16 protein-coding genes are annotated in these 17,073 nt (G+C 35.4%); 8 read left to right on the top strand and 8 right to left on the bottom strand.

Annotated elements, in window-relative coordinates:
* Positions 1–17: 17 nt before the first annotated feature.
* Genes rbsA through rbsR form a run of 5 tightly spaced genes read left to right on the top strand, consistent with a single transcriptional unit; the run spans position 18 to position 5,383 of the window.
* Positions 18–1,520 (top strand): ribose ABC transporter ATP-binding protein RbsA, encoded by a 1,503-nt coding sequence (gene rbsA, locus ACKJXD_RS01015; RefSeq protein WP_430875281.1) that lies wholly within the window; start codon positions 18–20, stop codon positions 1,518–1,520.
* Positions 1,520–2,470 (top strand): ribose ABC transporter permease, encoded by a 951-nt coding sequence (gene rbsC / locus ACKJXD_RS01010; protein ID WP_220215370.1) that lies wholly within the window; start codon positions 1,520–1,522, stop codon positions 2,468–2,470. The genes rbsA and rbsC overlap by 1 nt, the downstream gene beginning before the upstream one ends.
* A gap of 35 nt (positions 2,471–2,505) precedes the next feature.
* Positions 2,506–3,393 carry a ribose ABC transporter substrate-binding protein RbsB gene (gene rbsB, locus ACKJXD_RS01005; protein ID WP_430875280.1) on the top strand — a complete coding sequence of 296 codons (888 nt, stop codon included), beginning with the start codon at positions 2,506–2,508 and terminating at the stop codon, positions 3,391–3,393.
* A 55-nt stretch (positions 3,394–3,448) separates the two neighbouring features.
* Positions 3,449–4,378 carry a ribokinase gene (rbsK, locus tag ACKJXD_RS01000; protein WP_430875279.1) on the top strand — a complete coding sequence of 310 codons (930 nt, stop codon included), beginning with the start codon at positions 3,449–3,451 and terminating at the stop codon, positions 4,376–4,378.
* A 21-nt stretch (positions 4,379–4,399) separates the two neighbouring features.
* Positions 4,400–5,383, top strand: a complete 984-nt coding sequence (gene rbsR, locus ACKJXD_RS00995) for a ribose operon transcriptional repressor RbsR (protein ID WP_220215367.1) — start codon at positions 4,400–4,402, stop codon at positions 5,381–5,383.
* A gap of 120 nt (positions 5,384–5,503) precedes the next feature.
* Here the strand turns inward: rbsR and fis are convergent, their stop codons facing one another.
* The 5 genes from fis to ACKJXD_RS00970 are packed head-to-tail and all read right to left on the bottom strand — an operon-like array spanning position 5,504 to position 9,388.
* Positions 5,504–5,800, bottom strand: a complete 297-nt coding sequence (gene fis, locus ACKJXD_RS00990) for a DNA-binding transcriptional regulator Fis (RefSeq protein WP_025315996.1) — start codon at positions 5,798–5,800, stop codon at positions 5,504–5,506.
* Positions 5,801–5,807: 7 nt separating this feature from the next.
* Positions 5,808–6,815, bottom strand: a complete 1,008-nt coding sequence (dusB, locus tag ACKJXD_RS00985; protein ID WP_294827353.1) for a tRNA dihydrouridine synthase DusB — start codon at positions 6,813–6,815, stop codon at positions 5,808–5,810.
* 36 nt (positions 6,816–6,851) lie between these two features.
* Positions 6,852–7,718: a 50S ribosomal protein L11 methyltransferase gene (gene prmA, locus ACKJXD_RS00980; RefSeq protein WP_220215365.1), complete on the bottom strand. Its 867-nt coding sequence runs from the start codon at positions 7,716–7,718 to the stop codon at positions 6,852–6,854.
* Positions 7,693–9,144: a sodium/pantothenate symporter gene (panF, locus tag ACKJXD_RS00975; protein WP_430875278.1), complete on the bottom strand. Its 1,452-nt coding sequence runs from the start codon at positions 9,142–9,144 to the stop codon at positions 7,693–7,695. The genes prmA and panF overlap by 26 nt, the downstream gene beginning before the upstream one ends.
* Before the next feature lie 7 nt (positions 9,145–9,151).
* Complete coding sequence (locus ACKJXD_RS00970) at positions 9,152–9,388, bottom strand: YhdT family protein (protein ID WP_220215363.1); 237 nt, start codon at positions 9,386–9,388, stop codon at positions 9,152–9,154.
* A gap of 176 nt (positions 9,389–9,564) precedes the next feature.
* On the opposite strand from ACKJXD_RS00970, the gene ilvC reads away from it, so the two are divergent.
* Together ilvC and ACKJXD_RS00960 are read left to right on the top strand one after the other, a co-directional pair.
* Complete coding sequence (ilvC, locus tag ACKJXD_RS00965) at positions 9,565–11,043, top strand: ketol-acid reductoisomerase (RefSeq protein WP_220215362.1); 1,479 nt, start codon at positions 9,565–9,567, stop codon at positions 11,041–11,043.
* Between the two features lie 302 nt (positions 11,044–11,345).
* Positions 11,346–11,915: a cell division protein ZapC gene (locus ACKJXD_RS00960; protein WP_220215361.1), complete on the top strand. Its 570-nt coding sequence runs from the start codon at positions 11,346–11,348 to the stop codon at positions 11,913–11,915.
* A gap of 131 nt (positions 11,916–12,046) precedes the next feature.
* Here the strand turns inward: ACKJXD_RS00960 and ACKJXD_RS00955 are convergent, their stop codons facing one another.
* From ACKJXD_RS00955 to greB, 3 genes are all read right to left on the bottom strand, one after another.
* Positions 12,047–13,156, bottom strand: coding sequence for a YcbX family protein (locus tag ACKJXD_RS00955; RefSeq protein WP_430875277.1), 1,110 nt, complete (start codon positions 13,154–13,156; stop codon positions 12,047–12,049).
* Positions 13,157–13,252: 96 nt separating this feature from the next.
* Positions 13,253–13,819, bottom strand: a complete 567-nt coding sequence (locus tag ACKJXD_RS00950; RefSeq protein ID WP_267379396.1) for a hypothetical protein — start codon at positions 13,817–13,819, stop codon at positions 13,253–13,255.
* Between the two features lie 44 nt (positions 13,820–13,863).
* Positions 13,864–14,346 (bottom strand): transcription elongation factor GreB, encoded by a 483-nt coding sequence (greB, locus tag ACKJXD_RS00945; RefSeq protein ID WP_430875276.1) that lies wholly within the window; start codon positions 14,344–14,346, stop codon positions 13,864–13,866.
* 44 nt (positions 14,347–14,390) lie between these two features.
* Between greB and ACKJXD_RS00940 the strand changes: the two genes are divergently transcribed.
* A complete protein-coding gene (locus ACKJXD_RS00940) occupies positions 14,391–16,697 on the top strand; it encodes a Tex family protein (RefSeq protein ID WP_430875275.1) in 2,307 nt (768 codons plus the stop codon).
* The last annotated feature ends 376 nt before the right edge of the window (positions 16,698–17,073 follow it).

The raw sequence follows: 17,073 nt of genomic DNA, 5'->3' as shown, positions 1-17,073 counted from the left end.
AACGTAATGAGAGATTTATGAACGAAAATCTATTACAGCTGACCAATATTCACAAATCTTTTCCCGGCGTAAAAGCATTAGCTGGTGCTGATTTATCGGTTCGGGCAGGGCAGGTTATGGCTCTTATCGGTGAAAATGGTGCAGGTAAATCGACGTTAATGAAAATCATTACCGGTATTTATCAAAAAGATGAAGGGGAAATTGTTTATTTAGGTAATAAAGTTAACTTTAAAGGTCCTAAATCTTCTCAAGAAGCGGGAATTGGTATTATTCATCAGGAATTAAACTTGATACCTGAACTCAACATTGCCGAAAATATATTTTTAGGTCGTGAATTTACAAATAAATTAGGTTGTATTGATTGGAAGAAGACATACCAAGAAGCAGATAAATTACTGGCAGAACTTCATCTAAATTACGATAGTCGACGTTTAGTAAGTGATTTATCTATAGGCGAGCAACAAATGGTTGAAATAGCCAAAGTGCTTAGCTTTAATTCCAAAGTAATTATCATGGATGAACCAACCGATGCACTTACAGATACTGAGACCGCGTCATTATTTGAAGTTATCCGAAAACTTAAAAAACAAAATTGCGGTGTAGTTTATATTTCACATCGTTTAAAAGAAATCTTTGAAATTTGTGATCAAGTAACGGTATTACGAGACGGGCAATTTGTTGGCGAAAAATCCATTGATCAATTAAATGAAGATATCCTTATAGAAATGATGGTTGGTCGAAAGCTTGAAGAGCAATATCCTCGTATTGATAGGAAGCGAGGAAACGTCACGCTAGAGGTTAAACATTTAACCGGCTTTGGCGTCAATGATGTAAGTTTTTGTCTCCATGAAGGCGAAATACTTGGTATTTCTGGTTTGATGGGGGCAGGTAGAACAGAGTTAATGAAAATGATATATGGTGCTAATCCTGCAAAATCGGGAAGTATCGTGTTGAATGGTAAACCTATTAAAACGTGTTCTCCAAAAGATGGATTAACTCACGGTATTGTTTATATCTCTGAGGATCGTAAAAAAGATGGCTTAATATTGGGTATGTCTGTTAAAGATAATATGTCCCTAAATGCCCTTAATCATTTTATTACTCCATTCAAGAAATTGAGTTTAAAAGATGAACAGCAGGCCGTAAGTAATTTTATTAAATTGTTTAATATCAAAACCCCTTCTACAAAACAGATCATTAACTTTTTATCCGGTGGTAATCAGCAGAAAGTTGCTATTGCCAAAGGTTTAATGACTCGCCCTAGTATATTAATCTTGGATGAGCCAACTCGAGGTGTAGATGTTGGTGCTAAAAAAGAGATTTATCAATTAATTAATCAATTTAAACAACAGGGTTTAAGTGTCATTCTTGTTTCATCTGATATGCCAGAAGTCCTTGGAATGAGTGACCGTATTTTAGTTATCTACGAAGGAAAAGTAACAGGTGACTTTTCTATTTGTGAAGCAACACAAGAAAAACTTATGGCTGCTGCCGTTGGAAAAAATACAGGAGAGAGTTGATGCTGCAAAATAAAACACTCAAAAATATACTCGTTGAGCAAAAGTCACTGATTACTTTACTTGTTTTAATCATCATAGTTTCATGTTTAAGTGATAATTTTTTTACCTTAACCAATTTTTTCAATATTTTACAGCAAACGTCGGTTAATGCGATTATTGCAGTTGGGATGACATTAGTTATTTTAACTTCTGGTATCGATCTAGCAGTGGGATCTATTTTTGCTTTAGCTGGTGCAATCACAGCGTCGATAATTGGTATGGATATATCTCCTTTTATCGCTATAGCAGTGTCTTTGGCTTTAGGTGCATTATTTGGCGCTTTTTCGGGTTTTATTATCGCTAAAGGTCAATTACAAGCGTTTATCGCTACTTTAGTTATGATGCTTATTTTACGTGGTGTGACTAATGTATATACCAAAGGAAGTCCAATTTCTACAGGAAGCAATGATAACTCTGAATGCTTTGAATGGTTTGCAAGTGGACGAGTTTTGGGAATGCCAGTTCCTATTTGGATAATGATAATTGTGTTTGCATCTGTGTGGTACTTACTAAAATATACCCGTTTAGGACGTTATATCTACGCTTTAGGTGGCAACGAGGCGGCAACACGATTATCAGGTATCAATGTTGATAAAGTCAAAATTATAGTCTATGCAATGAGTGGTTTACTTTGTGCACTTGCCAGTACGATAGAGGTTGCAAGATTATCATCTGCCCAACCAAACGCAGGTACAGGTTATGAAATGGACGCAATCGCCGCCGTTGTTTTAGGTGGTACAAGTATGTCAGGTGGTCGAGGAAAAATCATTGGTACATTGATTGGCGCATTAATTTTGGGTTTCTTAAATAATGGATTAAATATGTTAAATGTCGATTCCTATTATCAAATGATAGTAAAAGGTGTGGTTATTTTATTGGCAGTATTAATAGATAAACGAACCAATAAATAAGTTTTTTAATAATTAAATTATCCATGGAGAAAGTTATGAAATTGAAAAAAATTATTACCACTGTTAGTGGTGTAGTGTTGAGTTTTACTTTAGCATGCCAAACTCTGGCAAAAGAAAATATGGTTTTAGTCGTTTCGACACTTAATAATCCTTTTTTTGTAACATTAAAAGACGGTGCGGTTAAAAAAGCTAATGAATTAGGTTATGACCTAGTTGTATTAGATTCACAAAACAATCCAGCAAAAGAGCTTGCAAATGTCGAAGATACAATCGTTAAAAATGCAAAAGTGATTTTAATCAACCCAACGGATTCTGAAGCGGTTGGTAATGCTGTACTTGCTGCGAATAAAGCAGGGATACCTGTTATCACACTAGATAGAGCATCAATTAAAGGCAAGGTGATAAGTCATATTGCTTCAGATAATATTGCAGGCGGTAAAATGGCTGGTGATTTTATTTTTGAAAAATTAGGTGCCACTGCAAAAGTGATTCAATTACAAGGAATTGTGGGTACATCTGCCTCACGCGAGCGAGGTGAAGGTTTTATAAAGTCACAACAACAAAATAATTTTACATTATTGACGGCACAACCTGCAGATTTTGATCGTGCTAAAGGTATGAATGTTATGCAGAATCTGTTAAGTGCTTATCCGTCAGTAGAAGCGGTATTTGCTGAAAATGATGAAATGGCATTAGGTGCAGTACGTGCAATCAAAACAGCAGGGCGAGAAGATATCCTTGTTGTAGGATTTGATGGTACAGATGACGGTATTAAATCAGTAGAAAAAGGTAAACTAGCAGCAACAGTAGCTCAACAACCAGAAAAAATTGGAGCAATTGGGATAGAAGTTGCTGATAAAGTATTAAAAGGTGAAAAAGTTGATGAAAAAATTCCAGTAGAATTAAAGCTTATTACTAAATAAATTTTTAAAGAACGCATTTTTGCGTTCTATTTTTATTTTAATAGGAAAGAAATCGATGATTGATAAAAAATTAATTGTTCTGGGTAGCGTTAACGTTGACCATATTTTAAATGTCCCTACATTTCCACAACCAGGTGAAACTTTAACAGGTTCTGCTTACCAGATCTCATTTGGTGGTAAAGGGGCTAATCAAGCTGTTGCTGCAGGTCGTTTAGGTGCAAACGTACAATTTATTGCTGCTGTTGGCAATGATGATTTAGGAAGAAAAGTTAAGTTACAGTTAAAGGAAGATCATATTAATACGCATTCTGTTACAACGATAGATGATGAAAACACAGGTGTTGCTTTAATCTTAGTTAATGGAGAAGGCGAAAATCAAATAGCAATTTATTCAGGTGCAAATAACGCAGTGACGCCAGAATATTTGCTGAATTTTGCGGATGATATTATCAATGCCGACGCAATATTAATGCAATTAGAAACCCCGTTAGAAACAATTGAACATGCGGCAAAATTAGCAAAACAGCATCATACACAAGTTATTTTAAATCCTGCACCAGCAAAGCAACTATCAGATGATTTGCTAAAAAATATAGACATTATTACGCCAAATGAAACAGAAACTGAATATTTAACAGGCATAAAAGTTTTAACAATTCTTGATGCGCAGAAAGCATCGTCTTTTTTGCATAATAAAGGTGTTAAAATAGTAATTATTACCCTAGGTGATAAAGGTGCTTGGGTTAGTTGTGCTGGTAATGGAGAATTAATTACTGGATTTCAAGTAAAAGCTATTGATACCATTGGAGCTGGTGATACTTTTAATGGTATGCTTGTGACTGCTCTTTTGGAAGGAAAAACACTTAACCAAGCTGTCAAGTATGCTCATGCAGCAGGCGCATTGTCAGTGACGAAAGCTGGTGCACAAACATCTGTGCCTACTCGTGAAGAAGTTGATAATTTTCTTAGACTACAGAACTTATAAGAGTAAGAAAAATTGGCTACGATGAAAGATATTGCAAATCTTGCAAAAGTTTCAACATCAACGGTGTCTCATGTTATTAATAACGATCGTTATGTAAGTCCTAGTATTCGTGAAAAAGTTGAGTTGGCGATTAAACAACTCAATTATATTCCATCAGCAATTGCCAGAAGTCTAAAAAGTAATAAAACTTACACCGTTGGCATGCTAATAACAACAAGCAGTAACCCCTTTTATTCAGAAGTTGTAAAAGGGGTTGAAAATAGCTGTTATGAACGAGGTTATAATTTAATATTATGTAATACGGAAGGGGATCATCAAAGGATGCTTGATAATTTTGAACATCTATTGCAAAAGCGTGTTGATGGTCTACTCGCTATGTGTACCGAAACACAATCTATACCCCAACAAATTTTTGATCGTTATCCCAAATTACCTATGGTAATGATGGATTGGTCTCCTTTTAATGATGTTTGCGATACAATTCAAGATAACTCTTTTTATGGGGCGACCATTGCTATGCAATACTTGGTCGATCAAAACTATCAACGCATAGCTTGTATAACAGGCCCATTAAATAATACGCAGGCACAATTTCGTTTACAAGGATATCGTACCGCATTAAAAGAAGCTAATTTGCCTATTATTGAGGGCTATGAAGTTCAAGGTGATTTTCAATTTGCATCAGGGGTAACAGCAATGCAAAATTTGTTAAATCTGCCTATTTTGCCTCAAGCTGTATTTTGTAGTAATGATGCTATGGCTATAGGTGCTTATCAGGCACTATACCAAAATGGATTAGAAGTGGGTAAAGATATTGCTATCATTGGTTATGATGATATTGAAATTGCCCAGTATATGACTCCACCGTTAACAACGATTCATCAACCCAAAAAAGAACTTGGACAATTAGCTGTGGAAATGTTATTAAATCGTTTTCTTAATCCATCACAATCGCCACAAACCATAAAATTAAAACCTAAATTAATTAAACGACAATCTGCTTAACTTAATTGTAGATATTCAAACATGTAATGATTTAAAGAATATATCTTCATTTAAAAACCAAAAAACGCCTAGCAAAGTAGGCGTTTTTCAAACTTAAAACAAAACATAATGTGTTATTGATTAACTCATACCATATTGTTTTAATTTTTTACGTAGTGTACCACGGTTAATACCGAGCATATTAGCCGCTCGAGTTTGATTTCCACGTGTATATTGCATAACCATATCAAGGAATGGGTGTTCAACTTCAGCTAACACTAATTCATATAGATCATTAGGATCTTCACCATTAAGTTGTGATAAATAGTTTTTTAAAGCTTGCTTGACAGAATCTCGCAAAGGTTTTTGTGTTATTTGGTCTTGAGAGTTTACAGTTGTAAATTTTAGTGCTGCAGCTGTAACGCGTTGTTCTGACATAGTATTCTTAACTCTTTTTGTTGTTTCTAATTTGACTAAAAAATGCTTTTAGTGTTTTAACTTGCTCACTTGTGGTGCTAAGTACACTAAATAAGCGCCTAAATTGATCGCTATCAGCATAATTCTTGGTATACCAATTTACATGCTTTCTGGCAATCCGTAATCCTTTGTATTCTCCGTAAAATTGATAAAGTTCTTCAAGGTGCGTTAATACGATTTGCTCAACTTCATCAACTGTCTTTTCTTTTTGTAACTTTCCATGTGTTAGATAGAATGCAATTTCTTCAAATATCCAAGGTCGCCCTTGTGCCGCTCGGCCGATCATTATACCATCAGCTTGCGTATATTGAAAAACATCTTTTACCTGTTCAGGGGTACAAATATCACCATTAGCAATGACTGGGATAGTTACCTGTTCCTTTACTGCTTTTATTGAATGATACTCTGCTTTACCTTCAAATAGGCATTCACGTGTGCGCCCATGAATAGTAATCGCCTTTATTCCGCAATCCTGCGCAATTTGTGCGATTTCAATGCAATTTCTATGATTTTTATCCCATCCAGTCCGCATTTTTAATGTTACTGGCACATCAACAGCACCAACAACTTTTTGCAAAATCATTTTAATCAGCTCTGGATACTGCATTAATGCAGAACCAGCTATTTTTTTGTTGACTTTTTTAGCAGGGCATCCCATGTTGATATCAATCAATTCTGCACCATGCTTAACATTAAATTCCGCTGCTTTAGCCATTTCATCTGGATCTGAACCCACGAGTTGAATTGCTCGAACGCCCATATCATCAGTTGAAACCATCCTCAAAGCTGATTTTTTTGTTTGCCAAACATCTGAATTAGCTAAAAACATTTCGGAAATAGTCATGCCAGCACCAAACTGATAGCATAGATTTCGAAATGGTCTATCACTAATTCCAGCCATTGGCGCAGCGATTAAATTATTTCTTAATGTAACTTTACCAATGCTTAGTAAATTAAGGTCGGCTATATTACGCATTTTTTCTCGAAGTTAAAAGGGGGTAGTGTCATTTTTTTACTTTTTTTTGCCTGTGATTCGACACCACTCTTCTTGTTCAGCAACAGGATCAAGAACAAAATGGTCTTGATAAGCACAATAAACGCTTTGAGATTGAGAAGTTAAAATACCTGACAACCCAAGTAATCCATTCGCTTTAATTAAATTATTGATATTGGGTTCAAGCTCTTTTAAAGGACCAGCTAAAATATTTGCCACTAAAATATCGGCTTGTAAATTATCCGGTATGTCTTTAGCCAGATAAAGCTCAAGATCATTGCTTACTTGATTACGTTCTGCGTTATCTCGGCTAGCTTGAATAGCTTGAGGATCAATATCAATGCCAATGACACGTTTGGCACCCAGTTTTAGTGCAGCAATGGCAAGAATCCCAGAACCACAACCGTAATCAATTACTAATTTATCTTTTAAGTCTAAACTATCAAGCCATTTGAGGCATAATGCAGTGGTAGGGTGGGTGCCTGTTCCAAAAGCTAAGCCGGGATCTAACATCACATTGATCGCATTAGGATCAGGAACTGGTCGCCAACTTGGACAAATCCATAGGCGTTTGCCAAATTGCATTGGGTGAAAGTTATCCATCCATTCACGTTCCCAATCTTTATCTTCTAATTGTTCGAATCTATAAGAATACTGGTCAAGATTTAGTATCGCTTTTAATTCGTCTAAATCAGTTTGAGCATCATACAGACCAATAACATCAGTATTACCCCACAGTTTTGTTTCCCCGGGTAATGGTTCAAATACGGGCGTATCATAGGTATCTTGAAAAGTAACAGATAGCGCCCCCGATTCTTCCAAAAGATCACTTATCTTTTCTGCATGATCACTTGTTGTGTTAATTTTGAGTTGAATCCAAGGCATAATTTTTCCTTAAGTTACCAAATCTATTGGCAATGATAAAAACAACCAATCCAATAATTAATGAAGGCACAATTGGATAGAAAGAATAAATTTTAATGTCATAAGCGGCTAAAAGGGTATAACTTATGGCGCCAGCGAACATAGAATATAATGCGCCAGTTGCATTAGCTTTTTTCCAATATAAGCCAAGTACCAAAGGCCATAAAAATACCGCTTCTAAACCACCAAAAGCAAGCAAATTTAACCAAATTATCATATCAGGTGGATTCCAAGCTGCTAAAATAAGCAATGCGCCAAAAATAAAGGTAATGACAACCGATATTCGAGTGAGTGTTTTATCACTGCATTTTGTTTCAGGTTTAATGCTTAAAAACAGATCTTTTATAATTACAGAAGAGACTTGTAACAGTTGAGCATTAATAGTTGACATAATTGCAGCCAGAGGTGCAGCCAAAAAGATACCTGCTGCTAATGGAGACATCACTTTAATAATCAAAGTTGGGACAATTTGATCGGGAACGCTTAAATCATCAATAATTGCTCGCCCAAGTGCGCCAGATAGGTGCATGGTTAACATAATAACTGTAACAACAATCGTACCGATAATGATGCCCCGATGTACTGCTTTACTGTCTTTATAAGCCATACAACGTACCGCTGTATGCGGTAAACCAACCACACCAAAACAGACTAAAATCCAGAATGATGCCATAAATGGAAAGTCCATAAAATTGCCAGGGCCTTGTGGTGTTAATAATGCAGGATCGATTTCTTTTAAACGCTCAACAATAGCCGTTAATCCACCGCCAGCATAAATAATGGCGGTTAAAAGTAATATTGAGCCAATGATCATCACTAAACCTTGGAAAGCATCGTTTAAGATACTTGCTCGAAATCCACCAAATGCGGTATATATCACCGTACCAATACCGAAAATAAGTAGACCGACATTATAAGGTATGCCTACTGATGATTCTAATAATCGAGCACCACCGACAAACTGAACAGTCATTGCACCGACAAAAGCAACCACTAAAGCAATACTGGCATACCAAACTATTATCTTACTTTTATAATGCGCATAAAGCATATCACTTAACGTGATAGCATTATATTTGCGAGCTAAAATGGCAAATTTTTTGCCCAAAATACCCAGAGATAGCAAGACAGTAGGGACTTGAATCATAGACAGCAAAACCCAACCCAGTCCGAATTTGTAAGCAGCACCAGGGCCACCAATAAACGAGCTGGCACTGATGTAAGTTGCCGCCAGCGTCATGGCGAGCAAAAATCCCCCCATTGTTCGATTACCAATAAAGTAATCGGTAAATTGATTGACTTTTTTGCGTTTGACATAAGCATAAATAGATAGGGCAAACACAAAAATAAGATAGATGACTAGCGGTAATATAATATCTAAATGCATTGTTTGATCACTTAGTTTGTTCTAATGAGATGTTTTTGAAATGAAATTTTACAACGACCCAGCATAATAAAATGAACCCGACAGGTACCATAATGCAGGATAATTCAAACCATAATGGAAGACCCAAAAAGCCAGTTTTATCGCTAGCGCCGTAAGCACAAACAATCCAGCCAAGAAGATAAATAATTGTTAATAACAGTGAAAGCTTAGCTTCTTTATTTGCTTGCTTATATCGTGTATCCATATTGAATAATTTATCAATAATTAAATAGTGGCTTAGAGTAAAAGAAAGCATTACATTTAGCAAGTATATTGCATTTTATGCAATATAATTTTTTAAATATATCAATTTTCGCAATAATTAAATTCAGTTATAGTGTTGGCAATTCGATTATGACAAATAAATTAATGGAGATCCTAATGTCAAACTATTTTAATACTCTGAATTTACGTGAAAAATTACACCAACTTGGTCAATGCCGTTTTATGGCTCGTGATGAATTTGCATCGGAAGCCGATTTTTTAAAGGGTAAAAAAATTGTAATAGTAGGATGTGGTGCGCAAGGTCTGAATCAAGGTTTAAATATGCGAGATTCAGGACTTGATATTGCCTATGCTTTACGTAAAGAAGCGATTGCAGAAAAGCGTCCTTCATGGAAAAAAGCAACTGAAAATGGGTTTAAAGTAGGCAGTTATGAAGAGTTAATTCCTACTGCTGATTTAGTGATTAATTTAACACCTGACAAACAACACTCAGCGGTAGTAAAAGCTGTACAACCATTGATGAAACAGGGAGCCGCTTTAGGTTATTCTCATGGTTTTAATATTGTTGAAGTTGGCGAAAAAATTCGTCCTGATATCACAGTTGTTATGGTTGCGCCGAAGTGTCCGGGTACCGAGGTACGTGAAGAGTATAAACGAGGATTTGGTGTTCCAACTCTGATCGCCGTTCACCCTGAAAATGATCCAAAAGGTGAAGGTTTGGCGATCGCTAAAGCATGGGCGGCAGCAACTGGTGGACATCGTGCCGGTGTTTTACAGTCTTCATTTGTTGCTGAAGTTAAATCTGATCTTATGGGAGAACAAACGATCCTTTGCGGTATGCTGCAAACAGGATCATTGCTTTGTTTTGATAAACTGGTGGCAGATGGTGTTGATCCTGCTTATGCGTGTAAATTGCTACAGTTTGGTTGGGAAACCATTACTGAAGCATTGAAACAAGGTGGTATTACATTAATGATGGATCGCTTGTCGAATCCAGCTAAATTACGCGCTAATGCGTTAGCTAAAGAATTAAAGGTGATCATGACCGATCTTTATCGTAAACATATGGATGATATTATTTCGGGTGAGTTTTCAGCAACCATGATGAAAGACTGGGCAAATGATGATGCGAACTTATTAAAATGGCGTAAAGAAACGGGTGAAACAGCCTTTGAAAAAGCTGCTGAATATCAAGGTAAAATTGATGAGCAAGCCTACTTTGATCAAGGGGTTGTGATGGTTGCAATGGTTAAAGCAGGAGTAGAACTTGCATTTGAAACCATGCTTGAGTCAGGTATTTTACCAGAATCAGCTTATTATGAATCATTACATGAACTTCCTTTAATTGCTAATACGATTGCTCGTAAGCGTTTATATGAAATGAATGTGGTAATATCTGATACTGCTGAATATGGTAATTATCTTTTTGCTAATGCCGCCATTCCATTATTAAAAGAAAAATTTATGCCGATGTTACAATCAGGCGATCTTGGCAAAGCGATCCCTGAAGGTAGTGTTGATAATGCGCAATTACGTGATGTCAATGATGAAATTCGTCATCACCCAATTGAGATTATAGGTCGAAAATTACGTAGTTATATGACGGATATGAAGCGAATTAATGTTGCTAGCTAATAAGCCGTCATTATTAGCTATATTAAAAGGTGCTTATTTGCACCTTTTTTTATGTCAAAAAATCAATATGGGACTTAAATCTATTTAATTAATATTAAATGATAAATTTTAATGTCAGCACTTTGGATCTAAAGATCAAAAAAAGGATCTAACTTAGATCATTTGGATCCTTAATAAAGATCTTTAAAATGTTTAAAAATTAAATAATTAAATAAATTTTATTTTACTTTTTTATTTATTTTTTACCTAAATTATGTTATCTTTTATGTAATTTTTTAATTTAATGGAGGGATAACATATCAATGAAAATTGCTTTTCGACCAACAGATTGTTGGCGTTGGTATTTTGATAATCAATATGATAGTTTGATGCTTGAAGTATCAAACGATATGTTATTTCGTTCATGCTATTCCAGTAAAATGCTAATTCCCGATGTTTTTAAGGAATTTCCATTTTCAGTGAGTGATGCGACATCCTATTATCAATTTTATGATAGCTGCCAAATATTAGCATTAACAGACTCGCAAAAGATTGAATTATCCATTAATGCCATTGTTGCTGCCAATTTCATTAAACCTCAAATGCCAAAAAGTTGGTATTTTTGTCAACAACCTATGTTATATAGTCCTAAATTAGCGGACATCGTTGAAGTCAATATGCAAGAGGGGGGGCAACGGGTTTTTTTATTAGTTGTTGAAGCGGGTGAAAATGCTTCACTGTGTATTATTGCTCAACCTACTTTTGTCGCAATGAATAAAACATTTTACTTTTCTGAAGCAATTAAAGTAATGAATGATAGACTAGCACCAATACAAAAAAATGTAATGGATGAGAGTTCGTTGACAGACCTTAAGTTAGAAGCCATTTCTTAGACAATTTTATTCCAAACTTTCGAATTTTAAATCAGTAATAGGTAAATTCAATTTTAATCTATGATGATTTGACTTTGTTGTTCACAACATAGTGTAAGTTAAAACGCATTTTAAACAGGTTTAATCAATGATTATTTGGATTTTTTTACTAATTCAATGTTGATATCACCTTTAGGTACACAACTACAAGCTAAAATATGGTGGTTGTGTTTTATTGCAGATTGAGTGAGAGGCGCTACTTTTCCTGCTTTCAATATCACTGCACATTTACCACAAATTCCAACTCTGCATGAATAAGGGATAGTAATATTATGTTGTTCCAGTTGTTCTAGAATAGTTTGTTGCTGATTTCCTTTGAATGTTTTGCCCTCAAAAGTAATATTACATTGTTCATGGTTTAATTGATTATCTTTAGGAAAAAATTCAATATATTTTTTTGCTGGTTGTCGTTCTAATATCTCGACAGGATCATCAATTGATATCGAGCCGAAATTACGCGCAATCATATTCATACCAAAATCTATTTCCCCTTGCTCATCAGTACGAAAATAGCGGAGCGTATTGAGGGGTTCATTATTTGCTAACGGTTTTGCTGTATCAATATTAAAAGTGGTAAGTACACAGCGACTACACGGTTTAACGATATCAAAGATTACATTGCCGATTTTGATGGTTTTCCAGCCATCTTCGGCAAAAGGAAGGGCACCTTGTATGATGATATTGCTTCGAAACTGCTGAATATCAAGCTTTTCCGAACATCTTTGTTGTAAATAATTGAACGAAGCTTCATTTAATAATAGATAAGGATAGCCATCTGCAAAGCTCACCGAAGTTTGAGGATATCGTTTAGTCCGTCTGGTTAAATTGGTACCGATCCAACGTAATTGCACATCCTTTTGTAAAATATGGCTAAAAAATTGATTAATTCTGATAGGTGCAATGTGAGAGGTAAAATGATTACCCCAAACTTCTGTTGGTTCATTACTTTCAGTAAATTCATCAAATTTAATTGTGATTGATTCATTATAAGGCGTTGAAACAAGAATATTGTTATCAACAATGGATGTTTTTAGTTTTAAAAGCTCAGGGAATTGTCTTGCGGTGATAAATGTTCCGTCAGGTTCACTAATCATCAATACACGATCATATTCGAATCCCCCTTCAATGACATTTGACATATTTAGGGGAATACCTGCAAGCGATTTAATCGGATAGATAAATAATTGACTGACAGTGATCATAATAAATTCAATGATGAGTAATCGTGATCTTAATTGTAAACTGAATTCATCCTAATATATAGACACTAGACATTATACCTATAAATAATTGAATCATTACATAGGAAGATTTTGTAAAACTTTTGCGTATCTTTCTATATACTCTTTAAACATTTCGGCTTTGGTATAAAGTATAAAAACGAAATGCCCATTAGTTACTAATGTATAAGGCTCTTTCATCGATTCACATTCGTCAATGGTATGATTACAAATAAGTGGTTTCTGCAATAGTTTCTTATATTTTTCAGCTTCAGTTTTAGAATCAAATGGTAAAATGATAACAGAAAAATCAGGGTAGTAATGACCGTTAATCGGTGTATTACTTTTAAATTTAAAACTTTTTAGACCCGATCCATTAACTGAATAAAATTGCTTAGAATTCTTATCATAGAAGCCAATTGGACCGAATTCATCGTCTGACTGCATATTAAATCCATCTTTATTCATTATAGTAAAGAGAGAATTTAGTTTAGCAAATTCAATATGATCAAATTTTAACGTTAATTCATTATTTGATGATAATGTTTTTGTATCATTAGGTTTAAAAAAATAATAAGAAACGACCATCATTAACATTAATAAAAAAAGTACGCTTTGAGAAACCAACCTTCTTTTTCTTTTCATAATATTCCTTTATTTTTTAACGATTAAATTATCAATATATAACATTATATTATTTGAGTATAGCTAATTTTTAGAATACAAAAATAAGCTTTTCCATTCGGTGTCATTACTGATATTTCATCATCAACTTTATGACCAATTAACGCTCTGGCAACCGGACTATTAATGGAAATCCAATTTTTTTTAGGATCAAATTCATCGGCTCCCACAATACGGTAAATTTGCGCGTGACCGGATTCATCTTCCAGTTTTACCCAAGCACCAAAAAATACTTTTCCTTCTAGCCTTGGATCGGGATCGACAATGGTTAATATTTCTAAACGCTTTGTCAAAAATCGTACTCGTCTGTCAATTTCACGCAATCGTCGTTTTCCATAAATATATTCTGCATTTTCACTACGATCGCCAAGGGCTGCCGCATCAGAAACCGCTTGAGTAACACGAGGTCTTTCTTCTTTCCATAAATATTTCAATTCACGATCGAGTGCCAAGTAGCCCTCTCTTGTTATATAATTAGCTTTTTGCATAATAAGTTTACATTCCGTTAATCGACGAGATATACAGAGATATCATGATAAATAATCAAATAAGCCATATTATAGCGGGTGAATTGACAGTTAAACCAGAACAAGTTTTAGCTGCTATTCAATTATTAGATGAAGGAAGCACTGTTCCTTTTATTGCGCGTTATCGTAAAGAAGTGACCGGTGGGTTAGATGATACCCAACTACGTACTTTAGATAGTCGGTTAGGTTATTTGCGAGAACTTGAAGATCGTAAACAAACGATATTAAAGTCAATTGAGGAACAAGGAAAACTCACCCCAGAACTGAGTCAAAAAATTATCCAAACACTCAGTAAAACTGAACTTGAAGATCTCTATCTACCCTATAAACCTAAACGCCGTACACGGGGACAAATTGCTATTGAAGCAGGACTTGAACCATTGGCCGATGCGTTATGGGATAATCCATCACTTGATCCTGATAGCGAAGCGGAAAAATTCTTTAATTCTGAAAAAGGAATTGACGATACTAAATCTGCATTGGATGGGGCACGATACATCCTAATGGAACGATTTGCCGAAGATGCGACATTGCTAGCTAAAGTACGCCATTATCTATGGAATAATGCACATTTAGTTTCACAAGTGGTTGCAGGTAAAGAGGAAGAAGGGGCAAAATTCCGTGATTATTTTGCGCAAAGTGAACTGATTTCAAAAGTGCCTTCTCATCGTGCTTTAGCGATGTTCAGAGGACGAAATGAAGGCTTTTTACAACTTTCACTTAACGCCGATCCGCAATTTGAAGAAACGCCTAAAGAGAGCTATTGCGAGCAAATTATTACTGAGCATTTAGGCATTCATTTTAACGATCAACCCGCAGATAAATGGCGAAAAGCTGTCATTAATTGGACATGGCGAATTAAAATTTTAATGCACATGGAAACCGAACTGATGACCACTTTACGTGAGCAGGCGGAGGAAGAGGCGATCAATGTGTTTGCCGCTAACTTGCATGATATGTTAATGGCTGCGCCGGCAGGGATGAAAGTTACCATGGGAATGGATCCAGGATTACGAACAGGCGTAAAAATTGCTGTTGTTGACGCAACGGGTAAATTAGTCGCAACTGAAACAATTTATCCGCATACCGGGCAAGCGGATAAAGCTGCAATGATTGTTGCGGCGCTATGCATTAAATACCAAGTTGAATTAGTGGCGATTGGTAATGGCACGGCATCGCGTGAAACCGAACGTTTTTATCTCGATGTACAAAAAAAATATCCTGAAGTCAAAGGTCAAAAAGTCATTGTAAGTGAAGCAGGTGCATCGGTCTATTCTGCATCCGAGCTAGCCGCTCAAGAGTTTCCTGATTTGGATGTATCAATACGTGGTGCAGTATCGATTGCTCGTCGTCTGCAAGATCCCCTAGCTGAACTTGTAAAAATTGATCCGAAATCAATTGGTGTCGGTCAGTATCAACATGATGTTAGCCAAACTCAGCTCGCAAAAAAATTGGATGCTGTTGTAGAAGATGGGGTCAATGCGGTTGGGGTAAATTTAAATACAGCATCGATGATGTTATTAGCTCGCATAGCGGGACTCAATAAAGTTATTGCACAAAATATTGTTAATTGGCGTAATGAAAATGGACAATTTTCTAACCGTAAGCAGTTACTAAAAGTTTCACGCCTAGGGCCTAAAGCCTATGAACAATGTGCTGGTTTTTTGCGTATTATGGATGGCGATAATCCACTTGATGCATCAGCCGTTCACCCTGAAGCTTATCCGGTTGTAGAACGTATTTTAGATAAAAACCATAAATCATTAAAAGAGATTTTAGGTGATTCGAAATATTTAAACTCACTCAAAGCAGTTGATTATGTTGATGACCATTTTGGTGTGCCTACGGTGACTGATATTATCAAAGAACTTGATAAACCCGGACGCGATCCACGGCCAGAATTTAAAACAGCTCAATTTGCCGATAATATCGAAACCATGGAAGATTTGAAAGTAGGCATGGTTATGGAAGGTGCCGTAACTAACGTGACTAATTTTGGTGCGTTTGTCGATATTGGTGTTCATCAAGATGGGTTAGTTCATATATCAGCCTTATCTGATAAGTTTGTAGAAGATCCTCGAAGCGTAGTTAAAGCTGGTGATATTGTCAAAGTTAAAGTGATGGAAGTTGATATTGCTCGTAAACGTATTGCTTTATCAATGCGACTTGATGATCCAACAATGCCAAACTCTGAAGGTGGCAAACCGAAAATGAATAAATCAACCAGCACGGCTAAAAATACACAGTCAACGCCGGTTACCAATAGCGCAATGGGCAATGCTTTTGCCGCTGCTTTTAAAAAGGGAAAATAGCGGCGTTAATATGTGTTCGATAAAACGAAAAGGAGGCTAACGCCTTCTTTTTGTTTAATGTTTATTTCATAACATTTTAATAAAACTCTAATAATAAATACAATGGTTGAAAATAAAATCAGCTAGGTTAACTTATTTAGCTTGTGTATTTTTCCATCCAATATTCATCTGAAAGCCATTAAATAATGATAAATCAATATTTAGCTATTCCATATTACTCATATTATTATATACTATATAAAATTGATTCAATTATTTGTCATCTTGTACAATTAATTATTTTAATTAATCAGCAAGTTAGTATAGTTAAACTGTTTTAACCTGATCTTTTTATTTAGCATTTCTTATTTTAATATTCTTAAATAAAGTAATTAAC

The organism is Gilliamella sp. G0441 (genome assembly GCF_050589305.1).
Lineage (GTDB): Bacteria > Pseudomonadota > Gammaproteobacteria > Enterobacterales > Orbaceae > Gilliamella.
This window is presented reverse-complemented; position numbering and strand designations above follow the sequence as displayed.

Coding starts and splice junctions, on each gene's coding strand:
- rbsC (WP_220215370.1), top strand. CDS start 1,520: ATGCTGCAAAATAAAACACTCAAAAATATACTCGTTGAGCAAAAGTCA.
- rbsK (WP_430875279.1), top strand. CDS start 3,449: ATGATTGATAAAAAATTAATTGTTCTGGGTAGCGTTAACGTTGACCAT.
- ACKJXD_RS00950 (WP_267379396.1), bottom strand. CDS start 13,819: ATGAAAAGAAAAAGAAGGTTGGTTTCTCAAAGCGTACTTTTTTTATTA.
- prmA (WP_220215365.1), bottom strand. CDS start 7,718: ATGCCTTGGATTCAACTCAAAATTAACACAACAAGTGATCATGCAGAA.
- panF (WP_430875278.1), bottom strand. CDS start 9,144: ATGCATTTAGATATTATATTACCGCTAGTCATCTATCTTATTTTTGTG.
- greB (WP_430875276.1), bottom strand. CDS start 14,346: ATGCAAAAAGCTAATTATATAACAAGAGAGGGCTACTTGGCACTCGAT.
- rbsR (WP_220215367.1), top strand. CDS start 4,400: ATGAAAGATATTGCAAATCTTGCAAAAGTTTCAACATCAACGGTGTCT.
- rbsA (WP_430875281.1), top strand. CDS start 18: ATGAACGAAAATCTATTACAGCTGACCAATATTCACAAATCTTTTCCC.
- ACKJXD_RS00955 (WP_430875277.1), bottom strand. CDS start 13,156: ATGATCACTGTCAGTCAATTATTTATCTATCCGATTAAATCGCTTGCA.
- fis (WP_025315996.1), bottom strand. CDS start 5,800: ATGTCAGAACAACGCGTTACAGCTGCAGCACTAAAATTTACAACTGTA.
- rbsB (WP_430875280.1), top strand. CDS start 2,506: ATGAAATTGAAAAAAATTATTACCACTGTTAGTGGTGTAGTGTTGAGT.
- dusB (WP_294827353.1), bottom strand. CDS start 6,815: ATGCGTAATATAGCCGACCTTAATTTACTAAGCATTGGTAAAGTTACA.
- ACKJXD_RS00960 (WP_220215361.1), top strand. CDS start 11,346: ATGAAAATTGCTTTTCGACCAACAGATTGTTGGCGTTGGTATTTTGAT.
- ACKJXD_RS00970 (WP_220215363.1), bottom strand. CDS start 9,388: ATGGATACACGATATAAGCAAGCAAATAAAGAAGCTAAGCTTTCACTG.
- ACKJXD_RS00940 (WP_430875275.1), top strand. CDS start 14,391: ATGATAAATAATCAAATAAGCCATATTATAGCGGGTGAATTGACAGTT.
- ilvC (WP_220215362.1), top strand. CDS start 9,565: ATGTCAAACTATTTTAATACTCTGAATTTACGTGAAAAATTACACCAA.